The sequence below is a fragment of the Enterobacter sp. EGD-HP1 genome, assembly GCF_000733275.2.
GTDB lineage: Bacteria > Pseudomonadota > Gammaproteobacteria > Enterobacterales > Enterobacteriaceae > Enterobacter.
On record NZ_AVOP01000012.1, the window covers coordinates 388,856 to 409,202 of the forward strand.

Below are 20,347 nucleotides of genomic sequence, written 5' to 3' on the forward strand. Positions count from 1 at the left end.
TCGACAAGACAGTTTTTCGTCAAAAATGACTATCACCAGAGGATAACCCGGTGAACCGTTTTGTAATTGCTGACTCGACGGTCTGTATTGGCTGTCGAACCTGTGAGGCGGCGTGTTCGGAAACGCATCGCCTGCATGGGCTGCAGTCCATGCCGCGCCTGCACGTCATGCGTAATGAAAAAGAGTCTGCCCCGCAGCTCTGCCATCACTGTGAAGACGCTCCCTGCGCGGGCGTCTGCCCTGTGAATGCCATCACCCGCGTTGATGGCGCTGTCCAGCTGAACGAAAGCCTGTGCGTAAGCTGCAAGCTGTGCGGCATTGCCTGCCCGTTCGGCGCGATTGAATTTTCCGGCAGCCGTCCGCTGCACATTCCGGCAAACGCCAACTCGCCAAAAGCCCCGCCGGCGCCGCCGGCTCCGGCGCGCGTAAGCACGCTGCTGGACTGGGTGCCCGGCATCCGCGCCGTTGCGGTGAAGTGCGACCTGTGCAGCTTTGATGAACAGGGACCGGCCTGCGTGCGCACCTGCCCGACTAAGGCATTGATTCTGGTTAACATTCGCGACATTGCCCGTACCAGCAAGCGTAAACGCGAGCTGACCATCAACAGTGATTTTGGCGACCTGTCTCTGCTACAGGCGCTTAACGAGGGGGCGAAATGAACGCGGCGATAATGATTACCAGCGCGGTAGCCTGTTTTACTGCCGCCGCTGTTCTGGCGCTGATCTTCTCATTCCACAAAACCCTCAGCGGCGCTATCGGCGGGATCGGCGGGGCGGTCGCTAGCCTGATGACGCTGGCAGCAGGCGGCGTTGTCCTGCTCGGCGGACAGTCCGCAGAGACCGTGATGCCGCTGATTCGCCACGCCGTTGAAATCACGCCGCTGAATGCCATCTGGCTGGTGACGTTTGGCCTGTGCGGGGTGTTTATCAGCCTGTTCAATATCGACTGGCACCGCCATCCGCACGCAAGCGCTAACGGCCTGCTGGTTAACCTGCTGATGGCGACGGCGGTCTGCACCGTTATCGCCAGCAACCTCGGCGCGCTGGTGGTGATGGCGGAAATTATGGCGCTCTGCGGCGTGTTCCTGACGGGCTGCAGCGCCTCCGGCAAGCTGTGGTTTGCGCTGGGGCGCTTCGGAACGCTGCTGCTGGCGCTGGCCTGCTGGCTGGTGTGGCAACGCTTTGGCACGCTGGATTTCTCTGCGCTCAACGGTCATCCGCTGGGGAATGACGTCTGGCTATTGGGCGTCGTCGGCTTTGGCCTGCTCGCCGGGATTATCCCGCTGCACGGCTGGGTGCCGCAGGCGCATGCGAATGCCTCCGCGCCCGCCGCCGCGCTTTTTTCTGTGGTGGTGATGAAAGTGGGGCTGTTCGGGATTCTGGCGATTACGCTGACCGGCGGACAACCGCCGCTGTGGTGGGGCGTCGTGCTGCTGATTGCGGGCATGATCACCGCGTTCGTCGGCGGCCTGTACGCGCTGATGGAGCACAATATCCAGCGTCTTCTGGCGTACCACACGCTGGAAAATATCGGCATCATCCTGCTTGGTATTGGCGCAGGGGTGACCGGGCTGGCGCTCAATCATCCGGCGCTAATCGCCGCCGGGTTTATCGGTGGCCTGTATCACCTCGTCAACCACAGCCTGTTTAAAAGCACCCTGTTCCTCGGCGCGGGAAGCGTCTGGTTCCGCACCGGCCATCGGGATATCGAAAAGCTGGGCGGGATTGGCAAAAAGATGCCCGTCATTTCACTCGCCATGCTGGTGGGGCTGATGGCGATGGCCGCGCTGCCGCCTCTGAACGGCTTTGCCGGGGAGTGGGTGATTTATCAGTCCTTCTTCGCGCTCGGCCAGAGCGACGCGTTTATCGCCCGTCTGCTGGGGCCGCTGCTGGCGGTCGGACTGGCGATTACCGGGGCGCTGGCGGTGATGTGCATGGCGAAAGTCTACGGCGTGACCTTCCTCGGCGCGCCGCGCACCCGCGAAGCGGAAAACGCCTGCTGCGCACCGGTGTTGATGGGTGTGAGCGTGGTTGCGCTGGCGCTTTGCTGCATCGCGGGCGGCGTCGCCGCGCCGTGGCTGCTGCCGCTGCTGGGCAACGCCATTCCGCTGCCGCTGACCGTGGCGAATACCACCGTCTCTCAGCCCATGATCGCGCTGCTGCTGATTGGCGCACCGCTGCTGCCGCTCGTCCTGATGCTGTTCTTCAAACGCGACCGACTCTCTTCCCGCTCGCGCGGTGCGGCGTGGGCCTGCGGCTACGAACACGAACAGTCGATGGTCATCACCGCCCACGGCTTCGCCATGCCGGTGAAGGAGAACTTCGCCGCCGTGCTGAAGCTGCGCCACTGGTTGAACCCGGTGGGCTGGGTACCCGGCTGGCAGAGTGCCGCCGCGCCCGCGCTGTTCCGCCGTCTGGCGGTCATCGAGCTGGCGGTGCTGGTGGTCATTGTGATTTCACGAGGAGCCTGACATGAGTCTGTTACTGGCAATTCTTCAGGCGCTGGTGCTGTTCGCCGCTGCGCCGCTGCTGTCGGGCATCACGCGCGTGGCGCGCGCCCGAATGCACAACCGTCGCGGGCCTGGCGTGCTTCAGGAGTATCGCGATCTTTTCAAGCTGCTTTCTCGTCAAAGCGTCGCCCCGGATGCCGCCGGCTGGGTCTTCCGCCTGACGCCGTTTGTGATGGTGGGCGTCATGCTGACCATCGCCACCGCGCTGCCGGTGGTCACGGTGGGATCGCCGCTGCCGGCGCTCGGCGATCTGATTACGCTGATTTACCTCTTCGCCATCGCCCGCTTCTTCTTTGCGATTGCGGGCCTGGACACCGGAAGCCCGTTTACCGGCATCGGCGCAAGCCGCGAGGCGATGCTCGGCGTGCTGGTGGAGCCGATCCTGCTGCTGGGGCTGTGGGTCGCCGCGCAGGTCGCGGGCTCCACCCACATCAGCTTTATCACCCACACCGTTTACCACTGGCCGGTTTCACGTTCTCTCCCGCTGGTGCTGGCGCTGTGCGCCTGCGCGTTCGCTACCTTTATCGAGATGGGCAAGTTGCCGTTCGATCTCGCGGAAGCGGAGCAGGAATTACAGGAGGGGCCGCTCACCGAATACAGCGGCTACGGCTTTGCGGTGCTGAAGTGGGGCATCAGCCTCAAGCAGCTGGTGGTGCTGCAGATGTTCGTCGGCGTTTTCTTCCCGTGGGGGCAGATGACGCACTTCTCTGCGGGCGGCCTGCTACTGGCCGTGGTGGTGGCTGTGCTCAAGCTGCTTATCGGCGTGCTGGTGATTGCCCTGTTTGAAAACAGCATGGCGCGCCTGCGTTTTGTCGAAACGTCACGCATCACCTGGGCCGGTTTTGGTTTTGCATTTTTAGCGTTCGTCTCCTTGCTGGTGGCGTGATTAAAGAGAGTATTTATGTCTGAAGAAAAGAAAGGTCAGCAGTATCTCGCCGCGTTGCATCAAGCTTTCCCCGGCGTGGTGCTGGAGGAGTCCTGGCAAACCAAAGACCAGATCACCGTCACCATTAAGGTGAACTATCTGCCGGAAGTGGTGGAGTTTCTCTACTACCAGCAGGGCGGCTGGCTGTCGGTGCTGTTCGGCAACGACGAGCGCCAGCTGTGCGGCAATTACGCCGTGTACTACGTGATGTCGATGGAGCAGGGCGAGAAGTGCTGGCTCACCGTGCGCGTCGAAGTCGACCCGAATAAGCCGGAATACCCGTCCGTCACGCCGCGCGTGCCCGCCGCCGTCTGGGGCGAACGCGAGGTGCGCGACATGTACGGCCTGGTGCCGGTCGGCCTGCCGGACGAGCGCCGCCTGGTGCTGCCGGACGACTGGCCGGACGAACTCTATCCGCTGCGCAAAGACAGCATGGACTACCGCCAGCGCCCGGCGCCGACCACCGACAGCGAAACCTACGAGTTCATCAACGAGCTGGGCAGCAAGAAGAACAACGTGGTGCCGATCGGCCCGCTGCACGTCACCTCCGACGAGCCGGGCCACTTCCGCCTGTTCGTCGATGGCGAAAACATTATCGACGCCGACTACCGCCTGTTCTACGTCCACCGCGGTATGGAAAAGCTGGCGGAAACCCGCATGGGCTACAACGAAGTGACGTTCCTCTCTGACCGCGTGTGCGGCATCTGCGGCTTCGCCCACAGTACCGCCTACACCACCTCGGTGGAGAACGGCATGGGCATCGTGGTGCCGGAGCGCGCGCAGATGATCCGCGCCATTCTGCTGGAGGTGGAACGCCTGCACTCTCACCTGCTGAACCTCGGCCTGGCCTGCCACTTTGTCGGCTTTGACTCCGGGTTTATGCAGTTCTTCCGCGTGCGCGAGGCGTCGATGAAGATGGCGGAGATCCTTACCGGGGCGCGTAAAACCTACGGCCTGAACCTGATCGGCGGGATCCGCCGCGACCTGCTGAAGGACGACATGATCCAGACCCGTCAGCTGGCGCAGCAGATGCGCCGCGACGTGCAGGAGCTGGTGGATATGCTGCTCAGCACGCCCAATATCGAGCAGCGCACCGTCGGCATCGGCCGCCTTGACCCGGAAATCGCCCGCGACTTCAGCAACGTCGGCCCGATGGTGCGCGCCAGCGGCCACGCCCGCGACACCCGCGCCGATCACCCGTTCGTCGGCTACGGCCTGCTGCCGATGACCGTACACAGCGAGCAGGGCTGCGACGTCATCTCGCGCCTCAAGGTGCGCATCAACGAGGTGTTTACCGCCCTCAACATGATCGACTTCGGCCTCGATAACCTGCCGGGCGGCCCGCTGATGGTCGAAGGCTTCACCTACATCCCGAACCGCTTTGCCCTCGGCTTTGCCGAAGCGCCGCGCGGGGACGACATCCACTGGAGCATGACCGGCGACAACCAGAAGCTCTACCGCTGGCGCTGCCGTGCGGCCACCTACGCCAACTGGCCAACCCTGCGCTATATGCTGCGCGGCAACACGGTTTCCGATGCGCCGCTGATCATCGGCAGCCTCGACCCGTGCTACTCCTGCACCGACCGCATGACCGTGGTGGACGTGCGCAAGAAGAAAAGCCAGGTGGTGCCGTACAAAGAGCTTGAGCGCTACAGCATCGAGCGTAAAAACTCGCCGCTGAAATAAGGACTCGCCATGTTTACCTTTATCAAAAAAGTGATCAAAACCGGCATCCAGACCAGCAGCTATCCGCTGGAGCCGATGCCGGTCGACAAAAACTTTCGCGGCAAGCCGGAGCACAATCCGCAGCAGTGCATCGGCTGCGCGGCCTGCGTCAACGCCTGCCCGTCGAACGCCTTAACGGTCGAAACGGATCTCAAAACCGGCGAGCTGGCCTGGCAGTTTAACCTCGGGCGCTGCATCTTCTGCGGCCGCTGCGAGGAGGTCTGCCCGACGGTCGCCATTCGCCTGTCGCAGGAATTCGAGCTGGCGGTGTGGAAGAAAGAAGACTTTCTGCAGCAGTCGCGCTTTGATCTGTGCAACTGCCGCGTCTGCAGGCGCCCGTTCGCCGTACAGAAAGAGATCGACTACGCCATCGCGCTGCTGCAGCACAACGGCGACGCCCGCGCGGAGCATCACCGCGAAGGCTTTGAAACCTGCCCGGAGTGCAAGCGTCAGAAGTGCCTGCTGCCGTCCGACCGCATTGATATCACCCGCCATATGAGAGAGGCCAGCTGATGGACAATTTACTCGGCCCGCGCGACGCAAACGGCATTCCGGTGCCGATGACGGTGGACGAATCCATCGCCAGCATGAAGGCGTCGCTGCTGAAAAAAATCAAACGCTCGGCCTACGTCTACCGCGTGGACTGCGGCGGCTGCAACGGCTGCGAGATCGAGATCTTCGCCACCCTGTCACCGCTGTTTGACGCCGAGCGCTTCGGCATCAAGGTGGTGCCGTCCCCGCGTCATGCGGACATCCTGCTGTTTACCGGGGCCGTCACCCGCGCCATGCGCTCGCCCGCGCTGCGCGCCTGGCAGTCCGCGCCGGACCCGAAAATCTGTATCTCGTACGGCGCCTGCGGCAACAGCGGCGGCATCTTCCACGACCTTTACTGCGTCTGGGGCGGCACCGACAAAATCGTGCCGGTGGACGTCTACATTCCGGGCTGCCCGCCGACGCCTGCCGCCACGCTGTACGGCTTTGCCATGGCGCTTGGCCTGCTGGAGCAAAAAATCCACGCCCGCGAGCCGGGCGAGCTGGACAACCAGCCTGCGGCCATTCTGCATCCGGATATGGTGCAGCCGCTGCGGGTGAAGGTGGATCGCACGGCGCGGAAACTGGCGGGCTATCGCTACGGGCGTCAGATTGCCGACGATTATCTGCGCCTGCTGAGCCAGGGCGAACATCAGGTGGCGCGCTGGCTGGAGGCGGAAAACGATCCGCGTCTCAATGAGATTGTGGCGAACCTGAACAGCATCGTCGATGAGGCGCGTATCCGATGAGTGAAACGGTGGTGTTCAGCCAGCTGAGCCGTAAGTTTATTGATGAGAACGATGCCACGCCGGATGCGGCGCAGCAGGTGGTCTATTACAGCCTGGCGATTGGGCATCACCTCGGGGTGATTGACTGCCTGGAGGCGGCGCTGAGCTGCCCGTGGCCCGAGTACCTGGCGTGGATCGCCACGCTGGAGGAGGGCAGCACGGCGCGGCGCAAGATGGAGGGCGTGCCGAAGTACGGCGAGATCGTTATCGACGCCAACCACATTGCGATGCTTGCCAACGCCTTTGACGCGGCGCTCGGCAGGCAAACCCCCGAGCAGCAGGCGTGGAGCAAAACGCTGCTCAGCATGCTGCATGATATTCATCAGGAGAGCGCCATCTACCTGATGGTGAGGAGATTACGTGACTGACGTTTTACTGTGTGTCGGCAACAGCATGATGGGCGACGACGGCGCGGGTCCGCTGCTGGCGGAGATGTGCGCCGCGAACCCGCAGGGCAGCTGGGTGGTTATCGACGGCGGCAGCGCGCCGGAAAATGACGTAGTCGCCATTCGCGAGATGCGCCCGGACAGGCTGTTAATCGTCGATGCCACCGATATGGGGCTTAATCCCGGTGAGATCCGCCTGATTGATCCGGACGACATCGCCGAGATGTTTATGATGACCACCCACAATATGCCGCTGAACTACCTGGTCGATCAGATTAAAGACGACGTGGGCGAGGTGCTGTTTTTGGGCATTCAGCCGGACATCGTCGGGTTCTATTACCCGATGACGCCGCCGGTGAAAGAGGCGGTGGACGTGGTCTATTCACGGCTTGCCGGATGGATTGGGGACGGGGGATTTTCCCGGCTCTGAACAGCGCCCGGTGGCGCTACGCTTACCGGGCCTACGGTTTTGTAGGCCGGGTAAGGCGAAGCCGCCACCCGGCAAAACAGGCTACTCGAGATCCGCCCCGTTACTCGCAATCACCTTCTTGTACCACCAGAACGATTTCTTGCGCTTGCGGTCCAGCGTGCCGTTTCCGGCGTCATCGCGGTCAACGTACACAAACCCGTAGCGTTTGCTCATTTCACCCGTTGAGGCCGACACCAGGTCGATACAGCCCCAGGTGGTGTAGCCCATCAGCGGCACGCCGTCCTCAATCGCGTCGCCCATCGCGCGGATGTGCTCCCGCAGGTAGCTGATGCGGTAGTCGTCGTTGATCTCGCCGTTTTCATCAATCACGTCTTTCGCCCCGAGTCCGTTCTCCACCAGGAACAGCGGCTTTTGGTAGCGGTCGTACATCATGTTCATGGTGATGCGCAGGCCGAGCGGGTCAATGCCCCAGCCCCATTCGCTCACCTGAATATGTGGATTACGCAGGGACTTCACGATGTTCGCCGCGCTGGTGTTGCCCGCGTTCATGTCCGCCGACGCGCAGCGCGAGGCGTAGTAGCTGAACGAAACGAAGTCGACGGTGTTTTTTAACAGTTCGTCGTCGCCGGGATCTTTCACAATCACCACGCCTTTTTCGCGGAACACGCGGGCGGAGTAGGCCGGGTAGCTGCCGCGCGCCTGCACATCGATAAAGAACAGGTTCTCGCGGTCTTTCTCCAGCGCCATCCACACGTCTTCAGGCTTGCAGGAGTACGGGTAGAAATTGCCGCCCGCCAGCATGCAGCCGACCTGGTTTTCCGGGTTCACCTCGTGGGCAATTTTGGTTGCCAGCGCGCTCGCCACCAGCTCGTGGTGCGCGGCCTGGTATTTCACCTGATCCTCGTTTTCACCTTCCTCAAACACCAGCCCCGCGCCGGAGAACGGGCTGTGCAGCATGATGTTGATTTCGTTGAAGGTCAGCCAGTATTTCACCAGCCCGTTAAACTCTTCGAAGCAGGTGCGGGCGTAGCGGGCGAAGAAATCGACCATCTTACGGTTGCGCCAGGAGCCGTACTCCGTCACCAGGTGCATCGGCACGTCGAAGTGGCAGAGCGTCACCAGCGGCTCGATATTGTATTTTTTGCACTCTTCAAACACCGCGCGGTAGAAGGCAATACCCTCTTTGTTCGGCAGCGGCTCGTCGCCGTTGGGGTAGAGGCGGCTCCAGGCAATCGAGGTGCGGAACACCGTAAAGCCCATCTCCGCCATCAGGGCGATGTCCTCTTTATAGCGATGGTAAAAATCAATCGCCTCGTGGCTCGGGTAGAACTCGTCGTCACGCAGCGAAAAACGCTTTTCCTTACCGAGCTTCACCGCCAGGCGATGTGCGCCGTGGGGGATCATATCGACCGTCGTCAGTCCCTTGCCGCCTTCACGGTACGCACCTTCGCTCTGGTTGGCGGCAAGCGCGCCGCCCCATAAAAATCCTTGTGGAAAAACAGACATTCTTACCTCGCTTTCAATTTATGCTTTTGCTGCGTTGTTCTGTACCGGTGCGGTCTGCAGGGCGCGCGCTTTTTCGGCCTCGTCTTCGACAGGAATATCCTCAAACCCTAAAAGCAGGGTCAGAACAAACGACAGCACCACTGCCAGCCCCATCACGCCGAACACCCAGACGATGGTCATCGGGTTGGCCGGATCGAAGAACTGCACGCTGGTGAACAGCCCCGGTGCCGCCATCGAGTGGCTGGCAAGACCGGCCATGCCGGCCACCGCGCCGCAGATAAAGCCGCTGATCAGGCTCGCAATCAGCGGACGCTTCAGGCGTACCGCCACGCCATACAGGGCCGGTTCAGAGATCCCTGCCATGATGGCCGAGGCCGCCGCGGCCAGCGCCGTCTGGCGCAGCTCCGGGTTTTTGGTTTTCCACGCAACCGCCAGCGACGAGCCGCCGAGCGACAGGTTGGCGCCGATTTCCGACGGCATCACCATCCCTTCTTTGCCCGTTTCGGCAATCGTCTGAATGATGGTCGGCGTAAAGACGCGGTGCATCCCGGTCATCACCAGCAGCGGCCAGAGCGCGCCCATGATGGCGACGGAGAGCCAGCCCAGGTAGCCGTGAATGGTGTAGACCAGCGCGGAGATGGCGCTACCGATCCAGATCCCCAGCGGGCCAATCAGCACGATGGCGAGCGGGGCGGCAATCAGCACGATCAGCATCGGCTTGAGGAAGTTTTTCGTCACCGCCGGGGTAATGCGATCCACCCAGCGTTCGATGTACGACAGGCACCAGGTCATCACCAGCGCGGGGATGACGGTGTAGGTGTATTTCACCGCCGTCACCGGAATAAAGGCGAACTCAACGTGCTCGCCCTGCGCGGCTTTCGCCATCAGCTCGATAAAGCTCGGGTGCACCAGCACGCCCGCGATGGCGATCGCCAGCGACATGTTGGTTTTGAACTTCACCGCCGCAGAGGCTGCCACCATCAGCGGCAGGAAGAAGAACGCGCCGTCGCCGATGACGGTCAAAATGGTGAGCGTCGGCGCGCTTTTTGGCAACACGCCGGTCATCTCGAGGATCATCGCCAGCAGCTTGACCATCGAACCGCCGATGATCGCCGGGATCAGCGGGGACATGGTGCCGATCAGCGCGTCGAGGATCCCGGCGCCAATGCGGCGCAACGTCATCTTCTGCGGACCTTCCGGCACTGCGGGCTGCAGGTCCGTGGGCAGCAGGCTCACCACTTCGCGGTACGCCTGTGAAACCGTGTTGCCAATAATGACCTGGCACTGGTTGTCGTTGCGCACCACGCCGAGGACGCCGCTGATGCCTTTCAGGCGTGCAGCGTCGGTCAGGCTTTCGTCTTTCAGTACGAAACGCAGACGCGTCATGCAGTGGGTGACGGCGACGATGTTCTCTTTGCCGCCCAGCGCGCTGATAACGTCGTTCGCCAGCGCAGCGTAATTTTTGGCCATCGGATGTGATCCTGTTATTGTTGTGAGACATGTAGGAAACCGGTTCCACATAATCATCATGAGTTTTTACCAATGAAACAAGATCGCTTTTTGACCATTTTTTCGTTTCGTGACGCGGATCGCAATGGGGTATCGAAAGCGTGATTTCACCGCTACGACAATTTCCCTGCGGTGCAGTACACTGCGCTCCATCAGATTCAGACGGAATAACAACATGACCACGATGCTTGAAGTGGCGAAGCGGGCAGGCGTTTCGAAAGCCACGGTGTCCCGGGTGCTGTCGGGAAATGGCTACGTCAGCCAGGAGACCAAAGACCGGGTATTTCAGGCCATAGAAGAGAGCGGCTATCGTCCGAATTTACTGGCGCGCAATCTGGCAACCAAACGTACCCAGACGCTGGGGCTGGTGGTGACAAACACGTTGTATCACGGCGTTTACTTTAGCGAACTGCTGTTTCACGCCGCGCGTATGACGGAAGAAAAGGGGCGGCAGCTGATCCTCGCGGACGGCAAGCACAGCGCGGATGAAGAGCGCGAGGCGATCCAGTACCTGCTCGACATGCGCTGCGACGCGGTGATCATCTATCCGCGTTTCCTGAGCGTGGAAGAGATGGATGAGATCGTCGAGAAGTGCGAGCAGCCCATAATGGTGCTCAACCGCCGCCTGCGGAAAAACAGCAGCCACAGCGTCTGGTCCGATCATAAAGCCTCCAGCCAGGACGCGGTGTCGCAGCTGATTGCGAAAGGGCACCGGGAGATTGCGTTTATCACCGGCTCGCTGGATTCCCCTACCGGGGTTGAGCGTCTCTCCGGCTACCGGGACGCGCTGGCGCAGCACGGTATTCCGCTGCGCGAGGGGCTGATTGCGCAGGGGAAGTGGAACCCCGCCAGCGGCGCGGCGGCAGTAGCCGAACTGCTTGCGCGCGGTGAGCGCTTTACGGCGCTGGTGGCGAGTAATGACGACATGGCAATCGGCGCGATGAAGCAGCTGCACGACAGCGGCGTTGCCACCCCTGACGCGGTGTCGGTGATCGGTTTCGACGACGTGGCCATCGCGCCTTACATCGTGCCGTCGCTTTCCAGCGTGCGTATTCCGGTGACGGAGATGATCAAAGAAACCATCAGCCGCCTGATCTTCATGCTCGACGGCGGTGAGTTTAAATATCAGCAAACCTTCTCCGGCGAGCTGGTGCTTCGCGACTCCGTTATTGACGGCCCGCACCGCTGATGTCGACAGCTGTCATCGTCATAAGTGACGATGACAGCACCGCCGTGATGTTTAAATTCATTTAAAATCAATGTGTTAATTATTGGCACGGTTTGTGAATATCTCCGCGCATAACTGTAATGCTGGAGAAGCAGATGAACCGTTTTATTATGGCCGATGCCAGTAAGTGTATTGGCTGCCGTACCTGTGAAGTGGCGTGCGTGGTTTCCCATCAGGCGGAGCAGGACTGCGCGTCGCTCACCCCTGACACCTTCCTGCCGCGTATCCACGTCATCAAAGGCGTGAATATTTCCACCGCCGCCATCTGTCGCCAGTGCGAAGACGCACCGTGTGCGAACGTCTGCCCGAACGGGGCGATTAAACGCGAGAAAGGCTTTGTGCACGTCATGCAGGAGCGTTGCATTGGCTGCAAAACCTGCGTGGTCGCCTGCCCGTACGGCGCGATGGAGGTGGTGGTCCGTCCGGTGGTCCGCAACAGCGGCATGGGGCTGAGCGTGCGCGCGGAGAAAGCCGAAGCCAACAAATGCGATCTTTGCTACCACCGTGACGCCGGTCCGGCCTGCATGGAAGCCTGCCCGACGCACGCGCTGGTCTGCGTGGATCGCGACAAGCTTGAGCAGATGAGCGCGGAAAAGCGCCGTCGTGCGGCGTTCGACACGTCGTCATCACTGCTGTTCTGATCCGCCATGAGCAGTAACGGCGTACAGCTGCGCGTGCGCGGCAAGGTGCAGGGCGTGGGGTTTCGGCCCTTCGTCTGGCAACTGGCGCAGGCGCTTCAGTTGACCGGTGACGTCTGCAATGACGGGAAGGGCGTGCTGGTGCGCCTCGCGGGTAATGGGGGGGCCTTTACCGCGAGGCTGCATCAGGACTGCCCACCGCTGGCACGCATTGACCACGTTGAAACGCAGCCGTTTACCTGGGCACAGGTGCCGGAGGACTTTACCATCCGCCACAGCGCGGGCGGGGCGATGGACACCCAGATAGTGCCCGATGCCGCGACCTGTCCGGCGTGTCTGGCTGAAATGCGCGACCCCGGCGAGCGCCGCTATCGCTACCCGTTTATCAACTGCACCCACTGCGGGCCGCGGTTTACCATTATTCGCGCCATGCCCTATGACCGTCCTGCCACGTCAATGGCGCCATTCCCGCTCTGCGTGCCGTGTGAGACGGAGTACCGCAATCCTGCCGACCGACGTTTTCACGCCCAGCCGGTAGCCTGCCCGGACTGCGGGCCCGCGCTGGAATGGCGCGCGGGCGACATCACCGCAGACCGTGAGCCTGCGCTGAGCGCGGCGGTGGCGATGCTGAAAAGCGGCGGCATAGTCGCGGTTAAAGGGCTGGGCGGCTTTCACCTCGTCTGCGATGCGCGTAATCCGCAGGCGGTCGCGACGCTTCGGGCACGCAAGCAGCGTCCCGCGAAGCCGCTGGCGGTGATGATCCCAAATGCGGACGGCGTGCCGGAGGCGATTCAGACGCTGCTCGGCTCACCCGCTGCACCCATCGTGCTCACGCCAAAAGCCTGGCTGCCTGACTTCCCTGAGGCTATCGCGCCGGGTCTGGATAGCGTGGGCATCATGCTGCCCGCTAACCCGCTGCAGCATCTTCTGATGATGGACTACCAGCGCCCGCTGGTGATGACCTCCGGCAACCTCAGCGGCAGACCGCCTGCCATCACCAACCGGCAGGCACTGGATGAGCTCAGCGGTATCGCGGACGGCTTCCTGCTGCACAATCGCGATATTCTTCAACGGATGGACGATTCGGTGATGGATCGGGACGGCGCGATGCTTCGCCGCGCGCGCGGTTTTGTGCCCGATGCCATTACGTTGCCCGCGGGCTTTGAGAATATCCCCGCCATGTTATGCACCGGCGCGGAGATGAAAAACACCTTCTGCCTGGTGCGTGGCAGCCAGGCGGTGCTGAGCCAGCATTTTGGCGATCTCGGTGACGAGGGTTCCGAAGCGCAGTGGCGCGGCGCGCTCTCGACGATGCAGGACATCTACGCCTTCCAGCCGGAGCGCGTGGTGTGCGACGCCCATCCGGGGTACCGGGTGCGCCAGTGGGCGCAGGCGCAGGGGCTGCCCGTTGAAACCGTGCTGCATCATCACGCCCACGCGGCGGCATGCCTCGCGGAAAACGGCTGGCCGCGGGAGGGCGGAGACGTTATCGCCCTGACGCTGGACGGGATCGGCATGGGCGAGAACGGCGCGCTGTGGGGTGGGGAGTGCCTGCGGGTGAGCTATCTCGCATGCGAGCGTCTGGGCGGACTGCCTGCCGTTGCGCTGCCGGGCGGCGATCTGGCGGCGCGGCAGCCGTGTCGCAATCTGCTCGCCCACTGCCTGGCGTTTGTCCCTGACTGGCAGCAGTACCCGGAAACGCGCGCGGTTCAGCGTCAAAACTGGCCGCTGCTGGCAACGGCGATCCGGCGCGGCATCAACGCGCCGCAGGCCTCGTCCTGTGGTCGCCTGTTTGATGCGGTCGCCTGTGCGCTGGGTATTGAAACCCAATCCTGGGAAGGTGAAGCGGCCTGCCGGCTGGAAGCGCTGGCCTCGCAGTGCGCGGGCGTCGACCATCCGGTGACGCTGTCTGTCGACAACCTCGCGCTTTTCTGGCAGAAGTGGCTGGCCTGGCAGGCGGAGCCCTGCGCGCGCGCGTGGGCGTTTCACGACGCGCTGGCAAAAGGGCTGGCGGAACTCGCCGCGCGCCATGCCCGCCACCTGTCGCTGTCGACAATCTGTCTCAGCGGCGGCGTGCTGCACAACCGTCTGCTGCGCGCGCGCCTGCGTCATTATCTTTCTGACTTTATGCTTCTTTTTCCTTCGCGCCTGCCCGCAGGTGACGGAGCGATCTCCTTCGGGCAGGCGGCGATCGCCGCAGCCCGGTCATGTTCACAAAGGACTTAAAATGTTACGACTCTTACGCAATGAACCTCGCGCCGCGCTTCTGCTGCTGGCTCTGGTAATGGCCAACCTGCTGGCCTGGGGATGGGCATGGCACGCATTTAGCGGCAGCACGGCGCTGATGGCCGCCAGCCTGCTGGCGTGGTGCTACGGGCTGCGTCACGCGGTGGACGCTGACCACATCGCGGCCATTGATACCGTGACGCGTAAGATGATGCAGCAGGGCAAACGCCCGTCCGGCGTAGGGGCGTGGTTCTCGCTCGGGCACTCCACCATCGTGGTACTGGCCTCGATTGCCATCGCCGCGACCACGACGGCGTTTCAGAAAAACATGGAATGGTTCCACGAAACCGGCAGCGTGATTGGCACCGCCGTTTCCGCCACCTTCCTGCTGGCGATGGCGCTGGTGAACATGGTGATCCTGCGCGGCGTCTGGCGCAGTTTTCAGGCGCTGAAAAACGGCAGGCCCGTGCAGGGCGACATGACGCTCCCTGCCCACGGGGGCGCCATGAACTGGCTGTTTGGCAAAACCTTCCGCCTGGTGAATAAAAGCTGGCAGATGTACCTGGTCGGTTTCCTGTTTGGCCTTGGCTTTGACACGGCCACCGAAATTGGCGTGCTGGGGATCTCTGCCGCCAGCGCCTCCAGCGGGATGTCGGTGTGGTCAATCATGATCTTCCCGGCGCTCTTCGCCAGCGGCATGGCGCTGGTGGATACCCTCGATAACCTGCTGATGGTCGGTGCCTACGGCTGGGCGTTTAACAAGCCGCAGCGCAAGCTTTACTACAACATGACCATCACCGGCACCTCCGTGGTGGTGGCGCTGTTTATCGGTGGGCTGGAAGCGCTGGGTCTGCTGATGGACAAATTCGCCCTCAGCGGCGGCGTCTGGGATCTGATTGCCGCGGTAAACGACAACCTGGGCAACGCCGGGTTTGTGGTGGTTGGGCTGTTTGTCGCCTGCTGGCTGATCTCCATGGTTAACTACCGCTGGCGCGGCTACGACGCGCTGGTGATGCGTTCCTGAACTACCCAGCCCTGTTTTTGCCCGGCGGCGCTACGCTTGCGCGGGCCTACAAGGTTTGCGTTTTGTTGTTGAGTCGGCCGGGTAAGCGGAGCGCCACCCGGCAAGACGAGGGTTAAGCAGGTAGCGATTTCAGCAGGGCGAAGACCTCCTTCATCCTGTCTTCGCTGACGACAAAGGCGCGCATCTGACCGTCAGTATCGGTGCCGCGCGCCACCATGCCCTGAGGCGAAAGGGCTATCTCCCAGTTCAGATCCTGACGCTGCGTTTCGCCCGCAAGATGCAGCGGCAATTCCGGCGTTTTGACCTTCACCAGCATGGCGGGTAATGTCAGCGGCGCGCTGCCGCCGAGCAGGTTTTTCGCCAGATACATCGCGCTTAATTGAATCGGCTGTAAAAAGGGCAGCACCTGACCGTTAATTTCAGCGCAGTCGCCCAGCGCGTAAATATCGGGTTGCGTGGTTTGCAGGTAGCTATTTACCTTCACGCCACGGCCTGTTTCGACCCCGGCGCGATGCGCCAGCGCGGTTTCCGGGCGCAGGCCCGTCGCCGCGATAACCGCATCCACCTCAACGCTGCGGCTGCGGTCGAGCGTGGCACGAATACCGCCTTCGGTTTTGGTCAGACTCAGCAGCTGCGATTTGAGCAGCAGATGCACCCCCATGTCGGTCAGGCGATGCTGTAAGCGACTGCTTACTTCTGCGGGCATCAGCGACGACAGAATACTCGCCGCGTGGTCAACCAGGGTGACGGATTTGCCCGCCCGGCAGAAATCCATCGCCAGCTCGGTGCCGATCAGCCCGCCGCCGATAATCATCACCCGCTGCGCGTCGCGAAGCGCCGTTTCGCTGGCCTGATACGCCTGCTGGCTGTTGAGGGTGAGCATCAGCTCGCGCCCCTCAATCGGCGGTACGAACGCAGAGGCACCCGTGGCGAGCACCAGCCTGTCGTACTGCCAGGTCTTCTCTTTTGCTTTCACCACGCGGCCGGCGGCGTCGATATCGGTGACCCAGGTGTAAGGGAACAGGCGCAGGTTAAACTGCTCTGCGAACGCCCCCGCCTTCTGGCGGGTGAGGTCTTCGGCGCGCTGATTCTGGCTGATGACGTGGCTTAAGTCAGGCTTGTTGTACTCGTCCATGCTGTCGGCGGCAATCACCGTCAGCGGCACGCTGGCATCCTGCTTGCGGATGTTTTTCACCAGCTGGCGGGCAACGTGCGCGAGCTGGAGCATGCGATCCACCGCGCGGTGGTGCTGGCGCGGGCGACGCGTTCGGGGAATGAGGTGGTGATTCACGCCCGGCACTTTGCGCTGTATGAGGAAAGCGCCCCGGCCGTGAAGGCTGCTGCGCCTGAGAGCGTAAACGAGAACCTGCGCGAGGCGACGGAAGAATTTCAGCGTCAGATGATTACCCGCGCGCTGGAGCAGAATAACCGCAGCTGGGCGGCGTGCGCCCGGGCGCTGGAGATGGACGTCGCCAACCTGCATCGGCTGGCGAAGCGTCTGGGACTGAAGGGTTAGATAATCCCGGCCTGATAGAAATCCTGCAGGTTGATGGCGCCGCACAGCCTGCCGGCGTCATCCACCACCGGCGCGGCGGTGATTTTGCGCTTCATCAGCACCTCTTTGGCTTCAATGGCGCGGCTTTCGGCGTTAAGCGTCAGCCCGCCTTTGGTCATGGCGTCCGACACGTTTGTTTCCAGCCTGCCGCCGCCCACCAGCCAGCGGCGCAGGTCGCCGTCGGTGAACACGCCCTTGACGCTCCCGCTGTCGTCGCACACCGCAACCAGCCCCAGGCCGGTGCGGCTCAGCTCCAGCATCGCGTCCATGACGCTGGTATCAAGTTTAACCTGCGGAATGGCATCGTCGGTGCGCATCAGGTGGTGAACTTTGTTGAGCAGGCGTGCCCCGAGCGCGCCCGCCGGATGCGAACGGGCGAAATCTTCTTCGTTAAAGCCGCGCGCCTGCATCACCGCCATGGCCAGCGCGTCGCCCATCATCAGGGTGTTAACGGTGCTGGAGGTCGGGGCGAGGTGCATCGGGCAGGCTTCACGCTCAACGGAAATATCCAGCGTCGCTTTGGCGGCCAGCGCCAGCGGCGAGCGGGATTTCCCGGTCATCGCCAGCAAGGCGACCGATTTTTCCTGCAGACGCGGAATAATGAGATCCAGCTCTTTGGCCGAACCGGAGTAGGAGATAAACAGCATCACGTCGCGGCTTTCTATCATCCCCAGATCGCCGTGCAGCGCCTCTGCCGGATGCACGAAGAACGCCGGGGTGCCGGTGCTGGCGAGCGTCGCGGCAATCTTTTTACCGATATGGCCGGATTTACCGATGCCCGCCACGATCACTTTGCCTTCGCAGTGAATAATGGTGTTGGCGGCGCGGACAAAATCCTCGCCCAGACGTTCCGGCAGGCGGCTGGCTTCCTGCAGTTCCAGCATCAGCGTCTGGCGGCCCGTTTCTAACAGAAAATCACTCATCTCTTTCTCCGGTTACGATCACGTCGATGCCTTTCTCTTCCAGCGCTTTTTTGAACGCCGGGTCGATACCCGCGTCGGTAATCAGCTTATCAACGCTTTCAAGGCTACAGACAATGTTGGGGCTTTTGCGGCCAAACTTCGACGAGTCTGCCATCAAAATCACTTCCCGCGCGGCGTTGCACATGGCTTTACTGACGCTGAACACCTCGTTGAAGGTGGTGACGCCCGCGTTCAGGTCGATGCCGTCGGTGCCCATAAAGAGTTTATCGAAGCTGAAGTGGTCGAAGGCATTCTCCGCCAGCTGGCCGTGAAACGACGCCGATTTTTTGCGGAAGGTGCCGCCGGGCATCAGGATAGTCTGCTCGCTGTCGAACTCCGACAGGGCGTTGACGATGTGCAGGCTGTTGGTCATCACCGTGATGTTGTTAAAGCGGCTGAGCAGCGGGATCATCTGCAGGACGGTGCTGCCTGCATCCAGAATGATGGAATCGCCATCGTGGATAAATTTAACGGCGGCTTCGGCAATCAGCGCTTTCTGGTGGGTATTGATCAGCGTTTTGTGATCGATAGGCGGGTCGGCTTCGTCCTTATTGAGCACCACGCCGCCGTAGGTTCGAATGACGGCGCCAGAGTTTTCGAGCAATACCAGGTCCTTGCGTATTGTCGTGCCGGTGGTGTCAAAGTAGTGGGCCAGATCCTCTACCGAACATTTTCCCTGCTTTTGCAGATGTTCGAGAATGGCCGCCTGCCGCTGACGAGGTTTCATAGGCGCTTCGTTCCTTAGGTTGCGAAATGATAATTTCGCAAGTCTATAGCTTTCACAACGAAATTATCCATGTTTCAGATTAAGCGCTAATGATAGTGCATTCTGACAGAGTGGATCATGGGGAAAGATCACATCAGGCCGTAATTCCTGCAGCGAAATGCCGTTGATTGCCTGGATCTTCACCGGACGGGCGAAGACGGTCATACCGCGCATGATGAGGGAATCGCAGACGTTATTGTTTTCATCCAGCGCAACGGCGACGACCACGCGCGGTTTGAAGCGTCCGCCGGAACGCCCGACCCCGACGCGACCTTTCCGGCACAGGGCATCAAACGCGCGGTTAAACTGGTGGATCTGCCAGCCGCCAAACGCCATCTGGCACAGCCATGCGAGGGCGGCGACGGTGATGAGTGCGGTTACCATATTTCACTCCTTAATTGCCGGGTGGCGGCTGCGCCTTACCCGGCCTACGGGGTTTTGTAGCCCCGGTAAGCGCAGCGCCACCGGGGAGTGAACTCAGAACATGACCTGCCCGCCGGTGACGTTAATCGACTGCCCGGTGCAGTACGAGGCTTTCGGGCTGGCGTAAAACAGCAGCATATTCAGCACGTCCTGATAATCGCACCCGCGCTTCAGCGGCACTTTATCGATGTAGTACTGCTCCACTTCTTCAGCCTTGATGCCGAGCTTGGTGGCATACTGCGGCAGCAGGGACTGGAACATCGGCGATTTCAGCAGGTTGCCCAGCATCAGCGAGTGAACGGTAATGCCGTACTCGGCCAGATCCAGCGCCAGAGACTGCGTCAGCCCCACGCCGCCAAACTTCGCCGCGCTGTAGCCGGAGTTATGCTTGCTGCCCACTTTCCCTGATTTTGAGTTGATCTGAATGATGCGTCCCTGAATGCCGTCGCGGATCATCAGGCGGGAAAACTCGCGGGCACAGAGGAAATAGCCCACCAGGTTCACCTGCAGCGAACGGTCAAAATCCCCCAGCTCGAAATCGCTGATAAAGGCCGCTTTCGCAATCCCCGCGCTGTAGACCAGCAGGTCAGTACGCCCGAAGATTTCGTCCACGCCGCGGGCCAGCGCCATCACGCTCAGCTCGCTGGTGGCGTCGGCACCAAACCCGTACGCCATCCCTTCACCAAACTCGGTGTTGATGGTGTCCGCCACGCGGGCGGCTTTTTCACTCTGAATGTCCACTACCGCCACGCGGTAACCCTCTGCGGCAAGCCCACGGCAGAGGAACTCGCCTAAGGTTTGTCCCCCACCAATGACAACGGCAACCTGACTCATGTGTTTCTCCTTAATTACGCAACAAATTTTAACGTGCAGCCTGGGGTGACAGCCTGCGGAACCGGGCCCGCTACGTGAACCGTACCGGGATACTCGGCCTGCGGCTGGCCGTCGAAACGCAGGGTGATGTGCCCCAGCTCGCGCAGGTTTTGCTCGGCCACGTCGCCGACGGCGGTGACGGCATAGCGCGCCTCGCCCAGCTCCAGCTGGCTTCCTGCCTTCAGCTCGCCCTTCAGCTCGCCGTGGCAGTGGATAAAACAAAACTCTTCGATATCCGCAGGCGCCCCTTCGCGGAAGGTGATCAGCATCTGGTCGCTCAGCGCGTCGGCTGCGCTTTGGCCGATGCGGGTAATGGTGGTCTGGTAAATGACGGTCATCGCAG

General features: G+C 61.6%; 20 protein-coding genes and 1 pseudogene. 13 read left to right on the top strand and 8 right to left on the bottom strand.

Annotation, left to right across the window (positions count from 1 at the left end; translation table 11 throughout):
• Positions 1 to 50: 50 nt before the first annotated feature.
• Genes N037_RS10935 through hycI form a run of 8 tightly spaced genes read left to right on the top strand, consistent with a single transcriptional unit; the run spans position 51 to position 7,294 of the window.
• Positions 51 to 659, top strand: coding sequence for a 4Fe-4S dicluster domain-containing protein (locus tag N037_RS10935; RefSeq protein WP_023308971.1), 609 nt, complete (start codon positions 51 to 53; stop codon positions 657 to 659).
• The gene (gene hycC, locus N037_RS10940; RefSeq protein WP_032640827.1) at positions 656 to 2,470 is read left to right on the top strand and encodes a formate hydrogenlyase subunit 3; all 1,815 of its coding nucleotides are present in this window, start codon (positions 656 to 658) and stop codon (positions 2,468 to 2,470) included. Before N037_RS10935 ends, hycC begins: the two co-directional genes overlap by 4 nt.
• Before the next feature lies 1 nt (position 2,471).
• Positions 2,472 to 3,395, top strand: coding sequence for a respiratory chain complex I subunit 1 family protein (locus N037_RS10945; protein ID WP_032640829.1), 924 nt, complete (start codon positions 2,472 to 2,474; stop codon positions 3,393 to 3,395).
• Positions 3,396 to 3,410: 15 nt separating this feature from the next.
• Positions 3,411 to 5,120, top strand: coding sequence for a formate hydrogenlyase subunit HycE (hycE, locus tag N037_RS10950; protein WP_014885003.1), 1,710 nt, complete (start codon positions 3,411 to 3,413; stop codon positions 5,118 to 5,120).
• A 9-nt stretch (positions 5,121 to 5,129) separates the two neighbouring features.
• A complete protein-coding gene (locus tag N037_RS10955) occupies positions 5,130 to 5,672 on the top strand; it encodes a formate hydrogenlyase complex iron-sulfur subunit (protein WP_032640831.1) in 543 nt (180 codons plus the stop codon).
• A complete protein-coding gene (locus N037_RS10960) occupies positions 5,672 to 6,439 on the top strand; it encodes an NADH-quinone oxidoreductase subunit B family protein (protein ID WP_032640833.1) in 768 nt (255 codons plus the stop codon). The genes N037_RS10955 and N037_RS10960 overlap by 1 nt, the downstream gene beginning before the upstream one ends.
• Positions 6,436 to 6,846, top strand: a complete 411-nt coding sequence (locus N037_RS10965; RefSeq protein WP_032640835.1) for a formate hydrogenlyase maturation HycH family protein — start codon at positions 6,436 to 6,438, stop codon at positions 6,844 to 6,846. The genes N037_RS10960 and N037_RS10965 overlap by 4 nt, the downstream gene beginning before the upstream one ends.
• The gene (gene hycI, locus N037_RS10970; protein ID WP_032640837.1) at positions 6,839 to 7,294 is read left to right on the top strand and encodes a hydrogenase maturation peptidase HycI; all 456 of its coding nucleotides are present in this window, start codon (positions 6,839 to 6,841) and stop codon (positions 7,292 to 7,294) included. Before N037_RS10965 ends, hycI begins: the two co-directional genes overlap by 8 nt.
• Positions 7,295 to 7,375: 81 nt before the next feature.
• Here the strand turns inward: hycI and N037_RS10975 are convergent, their stop codons facing one another.
• Together N037_RS10975 and ascF are read right to left on the bottom strand one after the other, a co-directional pair.
• Positions 7,376 to 8,800 carry a 6-phospho-beta-glucosidase gene (locus tag N037_RS10975; RefSeq protein ID WP_032640840.1) on the bottom strand — a complete coding sequence of 475 codons (1,425 nt, stop codon included), beginning with the start codon at positions 8,798 to 8,800 and terminating at the stop codon, positions 7,376 to 7,378.
• A gap of 18 nt (positions 8,801 to 8,818) precedes the next feature.
• Complete coding sequence (ascF, locus tag N037_RS10980) at positions 8,819 to 10,270, bottom strand: PTS cellobiose/arbutin/salicin transporter subunit IIBC (RefSeq protein ID WP_032640842.1); 1,452 nt, start codon at positions 10,268 to 10,270, stop codon at positions 8,819 to 8,821.
• Between the two features lie 214 nt (positions 10,271 to 10,484).
• Between ascF and N037_RS10985 the strand changes: the two genes are divergently transcribed.
• The 4 genes from N037_RS10985 to N037_RS11000 all read left to right on the top strand — a co-directional run bounded on the left by N037_RS10985 (position 10,485) and on the right by N037_RS11000 (position 15,425).
• The gene (locus tag N037_RS10985) at positions 10,485 to 11,498 is read left to right on the top strand and encodes a LacI family DNA-binding transcriptional regulator (protein ID WP_032640844.1); all 1,014 of its coding nucleotides are present in this window, start codon (positions 10,485 to 10,487) and stop codon (positions 11,496 to 11,498) included.
• A 134-nt stretch (positions 11,499 to 11,632) separates the two neighbouring features.
• Positions 11,633 to 12,178, top strand: a complete 546-nt coding sequence (gene hydN / locus N037_RS10990) for an electron transport protein HydN (RefSeq protein ID WP_023308960.1) — start codon at positions 11,633 to 11,635, stop codon at positions 12,176 to 12,178.
• Between the two features lie 6 nt (positions 12,179 to 12,184).
• Positions 12,185 to 14,401, top strand: a complete 2,217-nt coding sequence (gene hypF / locus N037_RS10995; protein WP_032640846.1) for a carbamoyltransferase HypF — start codon at positions 12,185 to 12,187, stop codon at positions 14,399 to 14,401.
• A 1-nt stretch (position 14,402) separates the two neighbouring features.
• Positions 14,403 to 15,425, top strand: a complete 1,023-nt coding sequence (locus tag N037_RS11000; protein ID WP_032640848.1) for a HoxN/HupN/NixA family nickel/cobalt transporter — start codon at positions 14,403 to 14,405, stop codon at positions 15,423 to 15,425.
• 112 nt (positions 15,426 to 15,537) lie between these two features.
• Here N037_RS11000 and norW read toward each other — a convergent pair whose 3' ends face one another.
• Entirely contained in the window at positions 15,538 to 16,653 is a 1,116-nt protein-coding gene (gene norW, locus N037_RS11005) for an NADH:flavorubredoxin reductase NorW (RefSeq protein WP_032640850.1), read from the bottom strand.
• Here norW and N037_RS11010 point away from each other — a divergent pair.
• Positions 16,618 to 16,941: pseudogene (locus tag N037_RS11010) on the top strand (nitric oxide reductase transcriptional regulator NorR); the annotation flags it as partial. The gene norW and the pseudogene N037_RS11010 overlap by 36 nt on opposite strands.
• Here N037_RS11010 and gutQ read toward each other — a convergent pair.
• The 5 genes from gutQ to srlB all read right to left on the bottom strand — a co-directional run bounded on the left by gutQ (position 16,938) and on the right by srlB (position 20,342).
• Complete coding sequence (gene gutQ / locus N037_RS11015; RefSeq protein ID WP_023333193.1) at positions 16,938 to 17,903, bottom strand: arabinose-5-phosphate isomerase GutQ; 966 nt, start codon at positions 17,901 to 17,903, stop codon at positions 16,938 to 16,940. The pseudogene N037_RS11010 and the gene gutQ sit on opposite strands and share 4 nt — an antisense overlap.
• Complete coding sequence (srlR, locus tag N037_RS11020) at positions 17,896 to 18,669, bottom strand: glucitol operon DNA-binding transcriptional repressor SrlR (protein WP_032640855.1); 774 nt, start codon at positions 18,667 to 18,669, stop codon at positions 17,896 to 17,898. The genes gutQ and srlR overlap by 8 nt, the downstream gene beginning before the upstream one ends.
• A gap of 63 nt (positions 18,670 to 18,732) precedes the next feature.
• Positions 18,733 to 19,092 (bottom strand): transcriptional regulator GutM, encoded by a 360-nt coding sequence (gutM, locus tag N037_RS11025; RefSeq protein WP_032640857.1) that lies wholly within the window; start codon positions 19,090 to 19,092, stop codon positions 18,733 to 18,735.
• Positions 19,093 to 19,185: 93 nt separating this feature from the next.
• Positions 19,186 to 19,965, bottom strand: a complete 780-nt coding sequence (gene srlD, locus N037_RS11030; protein ID WP_032640859.1) for a sorbitol-6-phosphate dehydrogenase — start codon at positions 19,963 to 19,965, stop codon at positions 19,186 to 19,188.
• Positions 19,966 to 19,979: 14 nt separating this feature from the next.
• The gene (gene srlB / locus N037_RS11035; RefSeq protein WP_023308951.1) at positions 19,980 to 20,342 is read right to left on the bottom strand and encodes a PTS glucitol/sorbitol transporter subunit IIA; all 363 of its coding nucleotides are present in this window, start codon (positions 20,340 to 20,342) and stop codon (positions 19,980 to 19,982) included.
• Positions 20,343 to 20,347 lie beyond the last annotated feature (5 nt).

What these genes read in the sequence shown, in the direction of transcription:
- hycC (WP_032640827.1), top strand. Translation starts at nt 656, where the DNA reads ATGAACGCGGCGATAATGATTACCAGCGCGGTAGCCTGTTTTACTGCC.
- N037_RS10945 (WP_032640829.1), top strand. Translation starts at nt 2,472, where the DNA reads ATGAGTCTGTTACTGGCAATTCTTCAGGCGCTGGTGCTGTTCGCCGCT.
- hycE (WP_014885003.1), top strand. Translation starts at nt 3,411, where the DNA reads ATGTCTGAAGAAAAGAAAGGTCAGCAGTATCTCGCCGCGTTGCATCAA.
- N037_RS10955 (WP_032640831.1), top strand. Translation starts at nt 5,130, where the DNA reads ATGTTTACCTTTATCAAAAAAGTGATCAAAACCGGCATCCAGACCAGC.
- N037_RS10960 (WP_032640833.1), top strand. Translation starts at nt 5,672, where the DNA reads ATGGACAATTTACTCGGCCCGCGCGACGCAAACGGCATTCCGGTGCCG.
- N037_RS10965 (WP_032640835.1), top strand. Translation starts at nt 6,436, where the DNA reads ATGAGTGAAACGGTGGTGTTCAGCCAGCTGAGCCGTAAGTTTATTGAT.
- N037_RS10975 (WP_032640840.1), bottom strand. Translation starts at nt 8,800, where the DNA reads ATGTCTGTTTTTCCACAAGGATTTTTATGGGGCGGCGCGCTTGCCGCC.
- ascF (WP_032640842.1), bottom strand. Translation starts at nt 10,270, where the DNA reads ATGGCCAAAAATTACGCTGCGCTGGCGAACGACGTTATCAGCGCGCTG.
- N037_RS10985 (WP_032640844.1), top strand. Translation starts at nt 10,485, where the DNA reads ATGACCACGATGCTTGAAGTGGCGAAGCGGGCAGGCGTTTCGAAAGCC.
- hydN (WP_023308960.1), top strand. Translation starts at nt 11,633, where the DNA reads ATGAACCGTTTTATTATGGCCGATGCCAGTAAGTGTATTGGCTGCCGT.
- hypF (WP_032640846.1), top strand. Translation starts at nt 12,185, where the DNA reads ATGAGCAGTAACGGCGTACAGCTGCGCGTGCGCGGCAAGGTGCAGGGC.
- N037_RS11000 (WP_032640848.1), top strand. Translation starts at nt 14,403, where the DNA reads ATGTTACGACTCTTACGCAATGAACCTCGCGCCGCGCTTCTGCTGCTG.
- norW (WP_032640850.1), bottom strand. Translation starts at nt 16,653, where the DNA reads ATGCTCCAGCTCGCGCACGTTGCCCGCCAGCTGGTGAAAAACATCCGC.
- gutQ (WP_023333193.1), bottom strand. Translation starts at nt 17,903, where the DNA reads ATGAGTGATTTTCTGTTAGAAACGGGCCGCCAGACGCTGATGCTGGAA.
- srlR (WP_032640855.1), bottom strand. Translation starts at nt 18,669, where the DNA reads ATGAAACCTCGTCAGCGGCAGGCGGCCATTCTCGAACATCTGCAAAAG.
- gutM (WP_032640857.1), bottom strand. Translation starts at nt 19,092, where the DNA reads ATGGTAACCGCACTCATCACCGTCGCCGCCCTCGCATGGCTGTGCCAG.
- srlD (WP_032640859.1), bottom strand. Translation starts at nt 19,965, where the DNA reads ATGAGTCAGGTTGCCGTTGTCATTGGTGGGGGACAAACCTTAGGCGAG.
- srlB (WP_023308951.1), bottom strand. Translation starts at nt 20,342, where the DNA reads ATGACCGTCATTTACCAGACCACCATTACCCGCATCGGCCAAAGCGCA.